We start from the raw sequence: 16,989 nt of genomic DNA, 5'->3' as shown, positions 1-16,989 counted from the left end.
TACGGACAACACGTACGGAACCGGCGGCCATGGACTACAGCTCCCGTGTGGCGAACGCGCCCCGGAGGCCGGTTCCGCGCTCATTACGCGGCAGCCGTGCCGGACCGGAAGTCAGCCGCGGCGCCCGGGAGCGTGACGGGAGAACCGCCCGCAATGCTCAACAACGAAAACGACACCACCGCAGGTAACGCCGACAGCGGCAGCCCCAGCGACAACCTGCCGCCGCGCAGGCGTCGCCGCGCCGCTTCCCGGCCCGCCGGCCCGCCCGGCGGGGCCACCGCAGAGGTGACCCCGGTGACGGAGGCCGCCCCGGCCGAGCCCCAGGCGAGTGCGGCGGAGGCCGCTCCGGCCGCCGCCCCCGCACGTCCCCGCCGCCGCGCGACCCGCGCCGTGGCCGCCCCCGAGACGCCGGCCGAGGCCGTCGTCGTCGAGGCCCCCGCCGCCGCGGCCCCCGCTGCCGCTCCGGCCGAGGAGCCCGCCGCTCCCGCCCCGCGTGCCCGCCGCCGTGCCACCCGCGCCGTGACCGCCCCGGAGGCTCCGGCCGCCGAGGCCGCGCCCGTGGTCGAGGAGGAGGCCCCGGCCGCTCCGGCTCCGCGTGCCCGTCGTCGTGCCACCCGTGCCGTGACCGCCCCGGCCGCCGAGGCCGCCGCCGTCGTGGAGGCCCCCGTGGCCGAGGCCGCGCCGGTGGTCGAGGAGGAGCCCGCCGCTCCCGCCCCGCGTGCCCGCCGCCGTGCCACCCGCGCCGTGACCGCCCCGGAGGCTCCGGCCGCCGAGGCCGCGCCCGTGGTCGAGGAGGAGGCCCCGGCCGCTCCGGCTCCGCGTGCCCGTCGTCGTGCCACCCGTGCCGTGACCGCCCCGGCCGCCGAGGCCGCCGCCGTCGTCGAGACCCCGGCCGCCGAGGCCGAGCCGGTCGCGGAGGAGGCCCCCAGGGCCGCCGCCCGCGCCTTCACGGTCGCCGACGCCCTGGACTCCCCGAAGCGCGGCGGCCGCCGCCGCGCCACCCGCTCCACCACCGCACCGGCCGCCCCCGCGCAGCCCGCCGCCGAGACCGAGGCGCCCGCCGCCCCGGCCCGCGCCCGCCGCGCCGCGCGCCCCGCCGTGGCCGTCTTCCAGGCCCCGGTCTTCGCCGAGCCGATGTTCCAGACCCCCGAGACGGCCGCCATGGCCGCCGCGGCCGCCCGCGCCGCCGCCCCGGCCGACGAGGTCGAGGAGGAGGACGAGACGGAGCTCGAGGCCGAGGTCGTCCAGACCCCCGCCCCGCAGCCCGCCGGCCGCCGCCGTCGCCGTGGGCGCGGCGCCGCCGAGTCCGCCCCGGCCGCCGAGTCCGCGCCGGTCTCCCTCCCCGAGGTTCTCGCCGAGGAGGAGCCCGAGGCCGAGCTCGAAGAGGAGTCCGCGGAGTTCGAAGAGGGCGACGAGTCGGGCGAGCGCCCGTCGCGCCGCCGCCGCCGTGGTGGCCGTCGCCGCCGCCGCGGTGAGGCCGCCGACCTCGACGAGTCCGCCGAGGAGGAGGCCGAGGCAGAGGCCGAGTCCGCCGAGCAGGAGGCCGACGAGGAGGAAGAGGACGAGGCCGAAGAGGCCCTCGGCTCCAGCTCCAGCCGTCGTCGCCGCCGTCGCCGTCGCCGCAGTGGCGACACCGCCGCCGAGGCCGCCGAAGCGGGTGACGAGGACGGTGTGCGCACCGTCGTCAAGGTCCGCGAGCCGCGCCCGGCCCGTGAGAAGGCCGAGCCGTCCGACGAGGTCCAGTCCATCAAGGGCTCGACCCGCCTGGAGGCGAAGAAGCAGCGCCGCCGCGAGGGCCGCGAGCAGGGCCGCCGCCGCGTCCCGATCATCACCGAGGCCGAGTTCCTGGCCCGCCGTGAGGCCGTCGAGCGCGTCATGGTCGTCCGCCAGTCCGGCGAGCGCACCCAGATCGGCGTCCTCGAGGACAACGTGCTCGTCGAGCACTACGTCAACAAGGAAGAAGCCACCTCGTACGTCGGCAACGTCTACCTGGGCAAGGTCCAGAACGTGCTGCCGTCGATGGAGGCCGCCTTCATCGACATCGGCAAGGGCCGCAACGCGGTCCTGTACGCCGGTGAGGTCAACTTCGAGGCGCTCGGCATGGCCAACGGGCCGCGTCGCATCGAGTCCGCCCTCAAGTCCGGCCAGTCGGTCCTCGTGCAGGTCACCAAGGACCCGATCGGTCACAAGGGCGCCCGCCTGACCAGCCAGGTCTCGCTGCCCGGCCGCTACCTGGTCTACGTGCCCGAGGGCTCGATGACCGGTATCAGCCGCAAGCTGCCCGACACCGAGCGTGCGCGTCTGAAGACCATCCTCAAGAAGATCGTCCCCGAGGACGCGGGCGTCATCGTGCGCACCGCCGCCGAGGGCGCGAGCGAGGACGAGCTGCGCCGCGACGTCGAGCGTCTGCAGGCCCAGTGGGAGGACATCCAGAAGAAGTCGAAGCAGATCTCGACCTCTTCGCCGAGCCTGCTGTACGGCGAGCCGGACATGACCGTCCGCGTCGTGCGCGACATCTTCAACGAGGACTTCTCGAAGGTCATCGTCAGCGGCGACGGCGCCTGGGAGACCATCCACGGCTACGTGAACCACGTGGCCCCGGACCTGTCCGACCGGCTGTCCCGCTGGACCTCCGAGGTCGACGTCTTCGCGACGTACCGGATCGACGAGCAGCTCGCCAAGGCGCTCGACCGCAAGGTGTGGCTGCCCTCGGGCGGCTCGCTTGTGATCGACAAGACCGAGGCGATGATCGTCATCGACGTCAACACCGGCAAGTTCACCGGTCAGGGCGGCAACCTCGAAGAGACCGTCACCAGGAACAACCTGGAGGCGGCCGAGGAGATCGTGCGCCAGCTGCGGCTGCGCGACCTGGGCGGCATCGTCGTCATCGACTTCATCGACATGGTCCTGGAGTCCAACCGCGACCTGGTCCTGCGGCGCATGCTGGAGTGCCTGGGCCGCGACCGTACGAAGCACCAGGTGGCCGAGGTCACCTCGCTGGGCCTGGTCCAGATGACCCGCAAGCGGGTGGGCCAGGGCCTGCTGGAGTCCTTCTCCGAGACCTGCGTCCACTGCAACGGCCGCGGTGTCATCGTGCACATGGAGACGCCGACCGCGATCGGCGGCGGTGGCAACGGCAAGCGCTCGAAGCGCCGCGGCGGCCGCGGTGAGTTCGACCAGCACGACCACGAGGTCGAGACGGTCGACACGGAGGGCTTCGAGTCCGAGGCGGAGGTGGCTGCCGAGGCCGCCGCCCCGCGGGCGCTGCCCGAGCCGGAGTTCGTCGCGGACGAGGAGCTCTACAGCAGCCCCTCCGAGGCGGAGGCCGCTGCCGGCCTGAGCAGCCGTCGCAACCGGCGCCGCGCCACCCGCAAGGCGACCGCTCCGGCGGGTGCCCCGCGCGGTGCGGTCACTCCGGCGCAGGCCCCGGAGGCCGCGACCGAGCCGGTGACCGAGCCGGCCGACACGGTGCTGGTGCCCGAGCCCGAGCCCGTCGTCGAAGCCGTGGCCGAGGTCGTCGCGGAGCCGGTGGCGGAGGAGGCCCCCAAGGGCCGTACCCGTCGCCGTGCGACCCGTAAGGCCACCGCCCCGGCGGGCGCCCCGGCCCCCGCGGCCGAGGCGGCCCCGGAGCCGGTCGTCGTGCCGGAGCCCGAGCCCGTCGTCGAGCCCGAGCCGGCCGTCGCCGAGCCCGAGCCCGTGGCCGTGGTCGAGGAGGCCCCCGTGGCGGAGGCCGCACCGGCCCGTCCGCGCCGGCGTGCCACCCGTAAGGCCACCGCACCCGCCGGGTCCCCGGCAGGTGCGGCAGAGGCCGCCGTGGTGGTCGTCGAGGCCGCCCCGGTGACCGAGGCCCCGGCGCCCGTCGAGGAAGCCGCACCGGCCGAGGAGGCCGCACCGGCGAAGAAGGCCGCCAAGAAGGCTCCGGCCAAGAAGGCGACCACGGCGAAGAAGGCCCCGGCCAAGAAGGCGGCGGCCGCCAAGAAGACCGTGGCCAAGAAGGCGGCCACGACCAAGAAGACCGTGGCGAAGCGGGCGACGAAGAAGACCGCGGCGGCGGAGCAGCAGACGCTGCCCTCCGTCTCGGCTCCGACCGAAGCCTGATCCGCTCATGACCGTGGGCCCCGCCGAGCGGCGGGGCCCACGGCCGTGCGGGGCCCGGTTTGACCCTCCGGAACCGGCCCCGTAACCTAGACCGTCGGCGTGTCTTGGACGAATCCGTCCAGTGTGCGCCGCGCTCCTGAGCACCTTCCTCCCGCTATGCCGCGCGCAAGCGCTGTACGGGAGAGGCCGCTCGTCCAATCCGGATCAGCGTGGGCCTTGGCCCGCCTGGGCGGCTGGCTTCAGGAGCATCCGTCCCGAGTGAGAGAGAGATCCGCGTGTACGCCATCGTGCGCAGCGGTGGTCGCCAGCACAAGGTTGCTGTCGGCGACATCGTTGAGGTTGACAAGATTTCCACTGCCAAGGTTGGCGACACGGTCGAGCTCTCGACCCTGCTCGTTGTCGACGGCGAAGCCGTGACCAGCGACCCGTGGGTGCTGGCCGGTATCAAGGTCACGGCCGAGGTCGTGGACCACCACAAGGGCGCCAAGATCGACATCCTGCGCTACAAGAACAAGACCGGCTACCGCCGTCGCCAGGGTCACCGCCAGCAGTACACGGCGATCAAGGTCACCGGTATCCCCGCGGCTGCGAAGTAAGAGGGACTGAGACATGGCACACAAGAAGGGCGCATCGTCCACCCGGAACGGGCGCGACTCCAATGCCCAGCGGCTCGGCGTGAAGCGCTTCGGCGGTCAGGTCGTCTCCGCCGGCGAGATCCTCGTCCGCCAGCGTGGCACCCACTTCCACCCGGGTTCGGGTGTCGGCCGTGGTGGCGACGACACGCTGTTCGCGCTGCAGGCGGGTGCCGTGCAGTTCGGCACGCACCGTGGCCGCAAGGTCGTCAACATCGTTCCGGCCGCCTGATCCAGCTTCGGCTGATCAAGCGTTCGTAACTTCCCGAGGGCGGATCTCAGCTCTTCCCGGCGTCAGCCGGGAAGAGAGGTCCGCCCTCGGCGCGTTGGTACGTACAGACGTTTTAATGGACAGCAAGGCCTGTCCGGGACATTCCCGCATGTAACTGGAGGAACAACCATGACCACCTTCGTGGACCGCGTCGAGCTGCACGTCGCCGCGGGTAACGGGGGCCACGGCTGCGCCTCCGTTCACCGGGAGAAGTTCAAGCCGCTCGGCGGCCCCGACGGCGGAAACGGCGGCCGTGGCGGCGACGTCATCCTGGTCGTCGAGCAGGCGATCACCACCCTGCTGGACTACCACCACAGCCCCCACCGCAAGGCCACCAACGGCAAGCCCGGCGAGGGCGGCAACCGCTCCGGCAAGGACGGCCAGGACATGATCCTGCCCGTGCCGGACGGCACCGTCGTCCTCGACAAGGAGGGCAACGTCCTCGCCGACCTCGTCGGCCAGGGCACCACCTACGTGGCCGCCGAGGGCGGCCGCGGCGGCCTCGGCAACGCCGCGCTCTCCTCCGCCCGCCGCAAGGCGCCCGGCTTCGCGCTCCTCGGTGTCCCCGGCACCACCGGCGACATCGTCCTGGAGCTCAAGACCGTCGCCGACGTGGCCCTGGTCGGCTTCCCGAGCGCCGGCAAGTCCTCGCTGATCTCGGTGCTCTCCTCGGCCAAGCCGAAGATCGCGGACTACCCCTTCACCACCCTCGTCCCGAACCTGGGCGTCGTCACCGCCGGCTCGACCGTCTACACGATCGCCGACGTCCCCGGCCTGATCCCCGGCGCCAGCCAGGGCCGTGGCCTGGGCCTGGAGTTCCTGCGCCACGTCGAGCGCTGCTCGGTGCTCGTGCACGTCCTGGACACCGCCACCCTGGAGTCCGACCGCGACCCGATCGCCGACCTCGACGTCATCGAGGAGGAGCTCAAGCTCTACGGCGGCGGCCTGGAGAAGCGCCCGCGCCTCGTCGTCCTGAACAAGGTCGACATCCCGGACGGCCAGGAGCTCGCCGACATGGTCCGCCCGGACCTGGAGGCGCGCGGCTACAAGGTCTTCGAGGTCTCCGCGGTCGCCCGTACGGGCCTGAAGGAGCTCTCCTACTTCCTCGCCGAGGGCATCGCCAAGGCCCGCTCCCGCAAGCCGAAGGAGGAGGCGACCCGCATCGTCATCCGTCCGAAGGCCGTGGACGACGCCGGCTTCACCGTCACCTACGACGAGGTCGAGGACGTCTACAACGTGCGCGGCGAGAAGCCGGAGCGCTGGGTGCGCCAGACCGACTTCAACAACGACGAGGCCGTCGGCTACCTCGCCGACCGCCTCAACCGCCTCGGTGTCGAGGAGGCGCTCAAGAAGGCCGGCGCCCGCGCCGGTGACGGCGTGGCCATCGGCTCCGACGAGAACGCGGTCGTCTTCGACTGGGAGCCGACCGTGATGGCCGGCGCCGAGATGCTGGGCCGCCGCGGCGAGGACCACCGTCTGGACGCCCCGCGTCCGGCCACCACCCGCCGCAAGGAGAAGGACGCCCAGCGCGGGGACTCGGTGCAGAAGGAGTACGACGAATTCCGGCCGTTCTAGTCCCCTCCCGGGGGAATCTGCCCCGGAGGGTTTGAAGGCGCCTTTATGTGGGTCGCCTAGGATCCTTCGGGTGAACAGCAGCAACCTCCCCACGGTCTCCGTCGTGGTCATCGCGTACAACGACGCCGGGCTCGTGGGCGAGGCCGTCTCCTCGGCCCTCGCCCAGGGCCCGGTGGTCACCGAGGTCATCGCGGTGAACGACGCCTCGTCCGACGGCACCGCGCGGGTGCTTGACGAGCTGGCGGCCGCGCACCCCCGCCTCAAGGCCGTGCACCGCACGGAGAACAGCGCGGGGTGCGGCACCCCGCGCAACGACGGGATCGCGGTCGCGTCCGGGAAGTACGTCCTCTTCCTGGACAGCGACGACGTCCTGCCACCGGGTGCGGCCGACGCCCTGGTGCGCACCGCCGAGGAGCACCGCGCGCCTGTCACCGTCGGCGCGGCGGTCCGCCGCGAGCTGCCCCAGCACCACGACGTGCCGTGGATGCCCGGGCTCTACACGCCCGGTGACGTCATCGAGCGGCCGGCGGACCGGCCCGAGCTCGTCCGCGACACCCTCTGCGTCAACAAGCTCTACGAGCGCGCCTTCCTCCAGGAACACGGTCTGCGCTTCCCCGACGGCCGGTTCGTCTACGAGGACTTCGTCTTCACCGCGCGCGTACTGGCCGCGGCCCCCCGCATCGCCGTCACCGGCGACCTCGTCTACGTCTGGCACGTGCGGCGCAGCGCCGCCCAGGTGTCGATCTCCCTGGACCGCAAGGACGTCGGGAACTGGCGCGCCCGCGTCGAGGCGCACCGCACGGCCGCCCGGACCCTCGCCGCCGCCTCCCCGGAGCTGGGCAGCGCCTGCCAGGTGAAGTTCCTGGAGTACGACCTGCGCATGTACCTGCGCGAGCTCGGCAAGGACCCCGGCTACCAGGCCGACTGGTGGACCCTCACCCGCGAGTACCTCGACACCTTCGCCGAGGCCGACATCGAGTCCGCCGCCGCCCACGCCCGCTGGATCGTACGGGTGCTGCGCGCCACCGCGACCCCGCCCGCCGACGTCGGCCGGCTGACCCGGCTCGCCGCCGAACCGCCGCGGCTGCTGCCCCCGTACGCGGTCGGCCCCACCGGCACCCCGGTGTGGAGCGAGGAGCTCCCGGTGGAGCTGGACGGCCTGGCCGGGCTGCCGGTCGCCGAACTGCCCGTGACCGTCGACGCCGAACCGGCCGGCCGCGCCGCCGTCCGGGTGCGCCTGCACGACCTGTACGGGCGCCTCGCCGAGGCCGGGCCGCGGACCGTGCAGCTGAGCTTCATGCCGCGCGCGGGAGCCGAGCCGGTCCTCGCCCAGCCCGTCGAGCTGCGCCCCGACCGCAGCGGCGGCTGGATCGCCGTGCTGCCCTTCCGGCTGGCCGACCTGGCCGTCACGGGCCGCCGCCAGGGGCTGCGCAGGATGCAGGCCTGGAACGTCGGGGTACGCGTGGAGTGCGCCGACGGGAGCTCGGTCTTCACCTCCCTGCGCCCCGCTGGTCGCCTGCTCCGCCGCCGGGCCCTGCCCAGCAGCCGGTACGGTGTTCTGCTGGCGCAGCCCTACCGGACGGGGGCCGGCGCCCTCGCGCTGCGCCTCGCGCCCGGCGCCGAGGGTGCGCTGTACCTCGTGCGCAACCGCTTCCACCGGGCCCGGGCAGGCCGCGGGACGGGCTGACGGCCGCTTCCACACCGCTGCGCTTTTTCCCCACCGAAGTCGGACAGGACCAAGGAGATACACATGACGTTTCTGATCACCGGTGGCGCCGGTTACATCGGCGCGCACGTCGTCCGCGCGATGGTGCTCGCGGGGGAGAAGGTCGTCGTGCTCGACGACCTTTCCACGGGCAAGGAGGACCGCGTCCCGGAGGGCGTCCCGCTGGTGGTCGGCTCCGTCCTGGACCGGCTGACCCTGGACAAGACCATCCGCGCGCACAAGATCACCGGTGTGGTGCACCTCGCGGGGAAGAAGCAGGTCGGCGAGTCCGTCGAGAAGCCGCTGTACTACTACCACGAGAACGTGCAGGGTCTGACGGTCCTGCTCCAGGCCGTGGCCGACGCGGGCATCCGCAACTTCCTCTTCTCCTCCTCCGCCTCCGTCTACGGCATGCCCGACGTGGACCTGGTCACCGAGGACACCCCGTGCGCGCCGCTGAGCCCGTACGGCGAGACCAAGCTGGCCGGCGAGTGGCTGGTGCGCGCCGCGGGCAAGGCGCACGGCATCTCCACGGCCTGCCTGCGCTACTTCAACGTGGCGGGCGCGGCGACCCCCGAGCTCGCCGACACCGGCGTCTTCAACCTGGTCCCGATGGTCTTCGAGCGCTACGACGCCGGCGAGGGCGCCAAGATCTTCGGTGACGACTACCCGACCCCGGACGGCACCTGCATTCGCGACTACATCCACGTCGAGGACCTCGCGGAGGCCCACGTGGCGGCGGCCCGCAAGCTCGCCGAGTGGGGTGCGGCCGGGGAGCACAAGGACCTCACCGTCAACATCGGGCGCGGCGAGGGCGTTTCGGTCGCCGAGATGGTGGCGCTCCTGAACGAGAACACCGGGCACGACTACGCGCCGGTGATCAGCCCGCGCCGCGCCGGCGACCCGGCGAAGGTCGTGGCCTCGGCCGACAAGATCACCAGCGAGCTGGGCTGGAAGGCCCGCCACGACGTCCGGGAGATGGTCACCTCCGCCTGGGCGGGCTGGGAGGCCAACAAGGCCGCCCGCACGGACCGCCACGCGGACGTCCACAAGGCCTGACCGGCCGGCGAAGGCCGGGTACGAAGCCGCCCGCCCCGGGATGTGTCCGGGGCGGGCGGCTTCGTGCGGTGTGCGGCGGGAGGGGTCAGCGCTCCAGGAAGGCGAACAGGTTTTCCCACCGGTCGGTGATGTCGGCGCTGGAGTACCGCTTCACCGCGTGGAAGGCGTTGTCGCCGAGCCGGTCGCGCAGTTCACGGTCGGACATCAGCGCGTGCAGGTGCCCGGCCAGCTCCATCGTGTTGCCCAGCCGGGCCAGCAGCCCGTCCTCGCCGTGCTCGACGATCTCCCGTACGCCCGGCGCGCAGTCGAAGGCGGCCACCGGGACGCCCGCCGCCATCGCCTCCAGCAGCGTGATGGGGAAGCCCTCGGCCCGCGAGGCCTGGGCGAAGACCGAGGCCCCGCGCAGGGCGCCCAGCACGTCGCCGGTGCTGCCCATCCACTCCACGGAGTCGTCCAGACCCAGCGAGGTGCAGTGCGCCCGCAGCGCCTGCTCCTCCGCGCCCGCCCCGTAGATCCGCAGGACCCAGTCGGGGTGGTGCGGCGCGGCGTCCGCCCACGCGTCGAGCAGCAGGTCGACGCCCTTCTCGAAGGCGAGGCGTCCGACGCACGCCACGACCTTCTCCGTGCGCGGGGCAGGGGTGTCGGGCATGAAGGGCAGCGGGTTCGGCATGCTGCCGACGTTCTCCATCCCCGCCCGGATCCACAGGTCCGCGTCCTCGGCCGTCAGCACCAGCAGCCGGTCGACCTCGGGGTAGTGGCGGCGGACCCGCTCGCCGCGGGTGGACTTCTGGCTGGCCTCGAACGACTCGTGGCTCATGCCGATGACGGTGAGCCCCTTGGTGTCGGCGAGCGCCACCCACTCCATCGCCCAGACCTGAGTGACGATGACCACACCGCCCGGACGGGCCGCGCGCAGCAGCTCGCTCAGCTGCTCCGCCTTGGCCCGCATCTTCGCCCGGCGGGCCGCCTGGCGGCGCCGCTCGGGTGCGTTCAGCCGGCCCTTGATCCCGCGCAGCCGGCGGGCCGACGGCGGGTGGGCGTCGTAGAGCGTGGTCATCGCGTACGGCAGGTCCTGCGGCAGCTTCTGCCGGATCTCCTCGGCGACCGGGGCGATGCCGACGATGTGCACGCGGTGGCCGCGGTCCGTGAACAGCCGGGCCATCTGGTGCGACCAGGTGGTCACGCCGCCGAGCTCGTCCACGTTGTTGGAGACGATGAAGATGTCACGGCCGCCCGGGGTGGTGGTCTCCTGGCTCACTTGCCGCTCCTGGTGAAGAACTTCTCGACGATCTGGCGGGCCGCGTCCCCGCGGTCGTACTCGCCGAACTCGGCGAGGAAGCGCTCGCGCGCCTGGGCGTACTTGGCGTCCGCCTCCTCGAAGGCGGCGATCGCCTGCAGGAGTTCGTCCGCCGTGGCCACCACCGGGCCCGGTGCCTTCTCCTTCAGGTCGAAGTACGTGCCGCGGATGTCCGTCGCGTACTTCTCGTAGTCGTACGCGAAGAACAGCATCGGCCGGTCCAGGACCGCGTAGTCGAACATCACGGACGAGTAGTCGGTGATCAGTCCGTCGGCGAGGGCCAGCAGCGGGGTGATGTCGTGGTGCCGGGACACGTCGAGGACGCGGCCGGCGACCGACGGCGGCAGCGAGACGCTGTTGAGGTAGTGGGTCCGCACCAGCAGCGTGAAGCGGTCACCGAGCCGGTCCGCGAACTCCTCCACGTCGAAGGGGAAGGTGAAGCCCTCCACCGCGCCGTCCGCACCCGCCCGGAAGGTCGGCGCGTACAGCAGCACCTTCTTGTCCGGGTCGATGCCGAGCTCGGCCGCCAGGGGTCCGCGGACCCGCTCACCGCTCTGCACCTCGGTCCGGTGCGCCTCCACGAGGGCGTCGTTGCGCGGGTAGCCCGTGCGCAGCAGCACCTCGTCGCGCAGCCGGAAGCCCTTGGCGAGGGTGCGGGTGTCGTGCTCGGAGCGGATCAGGAAGTGGTCGAAGCGGTCGACCGCCGCCTGGAAGCGCTTCTGGCCGGCCCGCCCCTGCGCCTTGGTGCGGGGCTCGTGGAAGCCCATCCGCTTGAGCGCGGAGCCGTGCCAGGTCTGGATGTACGTGGTGCCCGGGCGCTTGGCCAGCGCCAGCGGGAAGCCCTGGTTGTCGACCCAGTACTCGGCCTGGGCCAGGGCCCGCAGGTAGGGCCAGCTCCAGCGCCGCACCAGGGTGGCCTCCTTGGGGAAGCCGGTGGGCTTGGCGCCCGCGTACGACCAGATCGCCTCGAACGGCACGCCCTGGCGCACCATCTCCTCGTAGATCGCCTTGGGGCTGTCGCTGTACTGCTTGCCCATGTGGCTCTCGAAGACGACCGTGCCCTTCTTGATGGGCAGCTTCGAGAAGACCTCGTGGTAGAGCTTCACCTTCTGCTCGCCGGATCCCATGTTCCGGCGGGCCCGCAGCGCCTTGCGCAGGCCCCGCTTGACCACGCCGGCCGCCTTGCCCTGTATGGCGTTGTTGATCAGCGACTGGGTGCGGACGGCGGCGGCGCTCTCGGCGGTCAGGACATAGCTGAGGTTGCCCTTCTTGGTCACCTCGGGCCCGAAGCGGTCGGAGACCAGCCGGGTCAGCCGCGGGCGCACGCGCAGCCGGGCCGCCGAGTCCAGGTCGACCCCGCCGACCGAGACGCGGGTGGTGATCCGCTCGCCTCCCGCGGTCAGCTTGAGGCGGACGTCCCAGACGGCGTCGATGATGCCGAGGGGGCGGACGGTGCTCGCGACGTCGGCGGTGACGGTCCACTCGATCGTGTCACCGGCATGGCGCACGCTTGCCACCGGGAAGCTGAAGGAACGCACGCCGATCTGCCGGCGGGCCCTGAATTCCAGCGTGGCCTTCAGGTCGGCGTCGGCGGGGATCCGGCCCAGCGGATTCACGACGGAGCCGGACAGCGTGACGCTGCCGCGGCCGTCGTCCTCGTAGGACGTGAGGCGGTTGCCCACGGTGAGGGAGGTGAGCGGGGTGGTGTGGAAGGCCTGCTCGGTGACGTCCAGTATCCGCCGGGCCTCGGCCGCCTCGGCGGGATCGGGGCTGTCGATGTGCTGCGCGCACCAGTAGACGCGTCCGTCGCGTTCGGCGAGCGGGGAGGTGAGCCGGCCCTTGTTGGTCATGGCGTCGGCGGCCGGGAGCAGGTTGTCCCAGTCCTCCTTGCCCAGCAGGTAGGCGCAGATCGCCTGGAGGTAGGTGACGTTCTCGTAGGCGGTCGGGTCGATCCCCGCGAGGTAGCCGTTGGCCAGCCGGGCGAACTCCTGGCGGTACTCGTCACTGAGCAGCGGCAGGTCGCGCAGGTGCAGCACCAGGTCGTGCTTGACGAACTTGGCGTCCTTCGCGGACTTGATGTCCGCGTGGCCCTCCGCCGCCAGCAGTTGGTCGACGCGGCGGTGGATCTCCATCCGGTGGACGAAGTTCGCGATCTCGTGGCGCCGGTTGCTGATCGACTTGGCGGAGGCCTTCTCGACCACGTTCCAGAAGTAGACGTGGTTCGGGATCAAGGTGATGCGCCGGGCCGCCACGTACGCCTGCGCGGAGAAGAGCAGGTCCTCGTAGTGGATGCCGACCGGGAATTCCAGGCCCTGCTCCAGCAGGAACGCGCGCCGGTAGCACTTGTTCGTGGAGAGGGTGTCGTAGACCAGCAGGTCGGGGAACTCGGTGATCGATTCCAGCGTGCGCGTGCGGGAGTAGATCCAGGGGTACCACTCGGTGGTCTTCCCCCAGCGGTTGTCGAGGTGCACCCGTACGCACATGCCCGACACCAGGTCGGAGCCGGTCCGCTCGGCGGCCTGCAGCATGTTCCGGCAGGCGTTGCGCTCCAGGACGTCGTCGCTGTCGAGGAACATCACGTACGTTCCGGTGGCCTGCAGGATGCCGTGGTTGCGCGGCGCGCCGCAGCCACCGCTGTTCTCCGGCAGCTGGAACGCGCGCACTCTTCCCGGATGCGCGGCCTCCAGTTCCTGGGCGACCGCGTAGGAACGGTCCTTGCTGCAGTCGTCGACGATCACGACTTCGACCCCGTGCAGGGTCTGGTCCAGAACCGACTGGACTGCTGTCGACAGACGCTCTGCGTCGTTGTAGACGATGACGACCACGGAGACGTCGGGCACGTGCACCTCGATCCCTTCGTTTCGTTGCGTTTCGTTCAGCTCATTCCGCTTATCTCGTCAAAGCTACCGTGTACCGCTCTCGGCTCAGGCAGGCCGACCGACGCTCCACCCTCGCCGTGCATACTTCTAAGGAAGAGGTGAGAGGCCGGTCCGGTCGCCGACAATCACCCGTTCGGACCCAGCAGGAAGTGTTCATGACGAAGCTGTCCGTAGTTGTCCCTTGCTACAACGAAGAGGCCGTCATCGACAGCTTCGACGCGGAGGTCCGCAAGGTCCTGGACGCCCTCCCCGTCGAGTACGAGATCTGCTACGTGGACGACGGCAGCCGCGACGGCACCCTCGGCAAACTGCGGAAGATCGCCGCGGAGCACGGCGACCGGACGCTCTTCGTCTCCTTCAGCCGCAACTTCGGCAAGGAGGCCGGCATGCTCGCCGGCCTGCGCGAGGCCACCGGCGACGCCGTAGTGATCATGGACGCCGATCTCCAGCACCCGCCGGAGCTCATCGCACGCATGCTGGAGCTCTACCGGCAGGGCCACGACCAGATCATCGCCCGCCGCACGCGCGAGGGCGACAAGAAGCTCCGCTCCGCCCTCAGCCGCCTCTACTACCGGGGCGTCAACCGCTGGGTCGACGTGGAGCTCACCGACGGCGTCGGAGACTTCCGCATGCTGTCGCGCCCGGCCGTGGACGCCCTGCTGTCGCTGCCGGAGTACAACCGCTTCTCCAAGGGCCTCTTCTCCTGGATCGGCTTCGACACCGTCCACTTCGACTACCGCAACGCGCAGCGCGAGGCCGGCGAGACGAAGTGGAAGTTCGGCTCCCTGCTGAACTACGGCATGGACGGCCTGATCTCCTTCAACAACCGGCCGCTGCGCATCGGGATCTGGTTCGGCGTGTCGCTGGTCGCCCTGACCGGCCTGTACGCGCTGTGGATCACGATCATGGCGATCACCAACGGCGTCGAGTCCCCGGGATACGTCACCCTCGTGGCGATCATCACCGGCCTGGGCGGCGTCCAGCTGATCATGCTCGGCCTCATCGGCGAGTACATCGGCCGCATCTACTACGAGACCAAGCGCCGGCCGCACTTCCTGGTGAAGGAGTCGCACGGCACGGAGCAGTCCCCGCGCGACGGCCGGACCCGGCCGTCGGCGGAGCCCGCCATCGTGGAGCGCAGCGCCCGATGAGCCGCAGGGACCAGCTCGGCCAGATCTTTCGCTTCGCCCTCGTCGGCGGGGTCAACACCGGCACCTTCTTCGGCATCTACCTCCTGCTGCACCCGTGGATGCCGTACTTCGCGGCCTACTCCCTCGCCTTCGTGCTGGCGATGGTCGGCTCGTTCTTCATGAACACCTACTTCACCTACCGGACCCGGCCGACCTGGAAGAAGTTCTTCCTCTTCCCGCTGACGAACGTCACCAACTACGTGATCCAGTCGGCCGGCCTCTACGCCCTGGTGACCTGGGCCGGGATGGACACCCGGATCGCCCCGCTGGTCGCGGCGATCGTGGCCATCCCGTTCACCTTCCTGCTCTCCCGCAAGATCCTCGTCCCGGGCGCTGCGCGGGCCGTCGAACCGGAGCACGCGCACGACGGCCCGTCCAGGGTCTGAAACCCCCGAGCAGCCCTTCGGGCCCACCCCGTAGATTGAGGTGGCAGGCATTTCGGCAAGGGGCAAGGGGACAGACGTGTCAGCGGCTAGGCAAGGTGTCGTGGACGCCCGCAGGATCGTGGTCAAGGTCGGCTCCTCCTCCTTGACCACCGCGGCCGGCGGCCTCGACGCCGACCGGGTGGACGCGCTGGTCGACGTCCTGGCCAAGGCCCGCAGCGGCGGCGAGAAGGAGATCGTCCTCGTCTCCAGCGGAGCCATCGCCGCCGGACTCTCCCCGCTCGGGCTGCGCCGCCGCCCCAAGGACCTGGCCCGCCAGCAGGCCGCCGCCAGCGTCGGCCAGGGTCTGCTCGTCGCCCGCTACACCGCCTCCTTCGCCCGCTACGGCCTCCGCGTCGGCCAGGTGCTGCTCACCACCGACGACACCAGCCGCCGCGCCCACTACCGCAACGCGTACCGCACCCTCGACCAGCTGCTCGCCATGGGCGCCCTCCCGGTCGTCAACGAGAACGACACCGTCGCCACGGACGAGATCCGCTTCGGCGACAACGACCGGCTGGCCGCCCTCGTCGCCCACCTCGTCCGCGCCGACCTCCTCGTCCTCCTCTCGGACGTGGACGGCCTCTACGACGGCGACCCGTCCCAGCCCGGCACCACCCGCATCGACGAGGTCCACGGGCCCGAGGACATTGCGCACGTCTCGATCGGCAGCGCCGGCAAGGCGGGCGTGGGCACCGGCGGCATGGTCACCAAGGTCGAGGCGGCGCGGATCGCGGCCGCCGCCGGGATCCCGGTGGTGCTGACCTCCGCGAGCCAGGCCGCCGACGCCCTCGCCGGGCGGGGGACCGGCACGTTCTTCCACGCCACCGGGCGCCGCTCTGCGGACCGGCTGCTCTGGCTCCAGCACGCCTCGACCCCGCAGGGCCACCTGGTCCTGGACGACGGCGCGGTGCGCGCCGTCACCGAACGCGGCAGCTCGCTCCTCCCCGCCGGCATCGCCGCGGTCGAGGGCGACTTCGTCGCGGGGGACCCCGTGGAGCTGCGCGCGGCCGACGGCCGCGCGGTGGCCAGGGGCCTGGTCAACTTCGACGCCAAGGAGCTCCCGCAGCTCCTCGGCCGCTCCACTCGCGAGCTCGCACGGGAACTCGGACCCGCGTACGAGCGGGAGGTCGTCCACCGCGACGATCTGGTCCTGCTGCAGGGCTGAGGTTCGGCAAAAGCGCAGCGCGGCGGGCCGGGGACTGGTCAACTGTGAGGGGCGGGCGGACACGCGCAGTGGAGACAGGAGGCGGCTGGTGAGACGAGCGCTGACCAGCGTCGGTCCGGGGGACGGTGACGGCGGCGGCGGGGAGGAGCAGGATCACGCCTCGCGCCTGTGGCACGTGACCCTGAGCGTCTCCGGCAGGCCGGCCCCGCTGTCCGAGGTCCGGCGCGGGCTGGAACAACTGGCCCACGACCACCCCTTCCTGCTGACCAGCCGGTACGCCGACGACCACGCGGAGATCCGCTACTGGGAAGAGGCCCGTGACCTCCACGACGCGGCGGCCGTCGCCCTGCGCCTGTGGGGCGAACACCGCTCCTCGGCGCAGCTCCCGCCCTGGGAGATCGTCGGCCTGGAGGTCATCGACCGCGCCACTTACCACCAACGGGTAGCCGAGGGCTACGGCCCACCCCCGGCCCACCCGGTGGGCGTGCACCCGTACTGAGTGCTTTCAGCCCCCGCCAGGGACCATCCAGCCCTGCCGGCGTTTGAGGCGCGGGGTCCGGGGCAGAGCCCCAGGATCTTTCAGCCCGTCCGGCGTTTGAGGGCCGACCGGGGTCCGGGCAGAGCCCGGGGAAACGGAGAAAGGGCGGGGCGGGGAGAAGGCCCCGCGCAGCGGCCCCACAGACGGCCCGCGGC

General features: G+C 71.9%; 12 protein-coding genes. 10 read left to right on the top strand and 2 right to left on the bottom strand.

Features of this window, described 5'->3' with window-relative positions; genetic code table 11:
* Window positions 1-153: 153 nt before the first annotated feature.
* From OG472_RS17265 to galE, 6 genes are all read left to right on the top strand, one after another.
* Window positions 154-4,098, top strand: a complete 3,945-nt coding sequence (locus OG472_RS17265) for a ribonuclease E/G (protein WP_405941696.1) — start codon at window positions 154-156, stop codon at window positions 4,096-4,098.
* A 275-nt stretch (window positions 4,099-4,373) separates the two neighbouring features.
* Complete coding sequence (rplU, locus tag OG472_RS17260; RefSeq protein WP_030013082.1) at window positions 4,374-4,694, top strand: 50S ribosomal protein L21; 321 nt, start codon at window positions 4,374-4,376, stop codon at window positions 4,692-4,694.
* A 13-nt stretch (window positions 4,695-4,707) separates the two neighbouring features.
* A complete protein-coding gene (gene rpmA / locus OG472_RS17255; protein WP_030027134.1) occupies window positions 4,708-4,962 on the top strand; it encodes a 50S ribosomal protein L27 in 255 nt (84 codons plus the stop codon).
* A 168-nt stretch (window positions 4,963-5,130) separates the two neighbouring features.
* Complete coding sequence (gene obgE / locus OG472_RS17250; RefSeq protein WP_401601985.1) at window positions 5,131-6,576, top strand: GTPase ObgE; 1,446 nt, start codon at window positions 5,131-5,133, stop codon at window positions 6,574-6,576.
* A 70-nt stretch (window positions 6,577-6,646) separates the two neighbouring features.
* Entirely contained in the window at window positions 6,647-8,263 is a 1,617-nt protein-coding gene (locus tag OG472_RS17245; RefSeq protein ID WP_405941695.1) for a glycosyltransferase family 2 protein, read from the top strand.
* Window positions 8,264-8,326: 63 nt separating this feature from the next.
* Window positions 8,327-9,340 (top strand): UDP-glucose 4-epimerase GalE, encoded by a 1,014-nt coding sequence (gene galE, locus OG472_RS17240; protein ID WP_401601981.1) that lies wholly within the window; start codon window positions 8,327-8,329, stop codon window positions 9,338-9,340.
* Between the two features lie 85 nt (window positions 9,341-9,425).
* Here the strand turns inward: galE and OG472_RS17235 are convergent, their stop codons facing one another.
* Together OG472_RS17235 and OG472_RS17230 are read right to left on the bottom strand one after the other, a co-directional pair.
* On the bottom strand, window positions 9,426-10,598 hold the full coding sequence (locus OG472_RS17235; protein WP_405830101.1) for a glycosyltransferase: 1,173 nt from the start codon (window positions 10,596-10,598) through the stop codon (window positions 9,426-9,428).
* Entirely contained in the window at window positions 10,595-13,483 is a 2,889-nt protein-coding gene (locus tag OG472_RS17230; RefSeq protein ID WP_405830099.1) for a CDP-glycerol glycerophosphotransferase family protein, read from the bottom strand. Before OG472_RS17230 ends, OG472_RS17235 begins: the two co-directional genes overlap by 4 nt.
* A 188-nt stretch (window positions 13,484-13,671) precedes the next feature.
* Here OG472_RS17230 and OG472_RS17225 point away from each other — a divergent pair, with 188 nt between their 5' ends.
* The 4 genes from OG472_RS17225 to OG472_RS17210 all read left to right on the top strand — a co-directional run bounded on the left by OG472_RS17225 (window position 13,672) and on the right by OG472_RS17210 (window position 16,795).
* Entirely contained in the window at window positions 13,672-14,667 is a 996-nt protein-coding gene (locus OG472_RS17225; protein WP_401601976.1) for a glycosyltransferase family 2 protein, read from the top strand.
* Window positions 14,664-15,092 (top strand): GtrA family protein, encoded by a 429-nt coding sequence (locus OG472_RS17220; RefSeq protein ID WP_383568100.1) that lies wholly within the window; start codon window positions 14,664-14,666, stop codon window positions 15,090-15,092. Before OG472_RS17225 ends, OG472_RS17220 begins: the two co-directional genes overlap by 4 nt.
* Before the next feature lie 76 nt (window positions 15,093-15,168).
* On the top strand, window positions 15,169-16,296 hold the full coding sequence (gene proB, locus OG472_RS17215; RefSeq protein ID WP_030649917.1) for a glutamate 5-kinase: 1,128 nt from the start codon (window positions 15,169-15,171) through the stop codon (window positions 16,294-16,296).
* A complete protein-coding gene (locus OG472_RS17210) occupies window positions 16,274-16,795 on the top strand; it encodes a hypothetical protein (RefSeq protein WP_401602495.1) in 522 nt (173 codons plus the stop codon). The genes proB and OG472_RS17210 overlap by 23 nt, the downstream gene beginning before the upstream one ends.
* The last annotated feature ends 194 nt before the right edge of the window (window positions 16,796-16,989 follow it).

Origin of the sequence: Streptomyces sp. NBC_00207 (assembly GCF_045160965.1) — a bacterium.
Lineage (GTDB): Bacteria > Actinomycetota > Actinomycetes > Streptomycetales > Streptomycetaceae > Streptomyces.
Note: the sequence above shows the minus strand (reverse complement) of the source record. Positions and strands in the feature narration are given on the sequence as shown.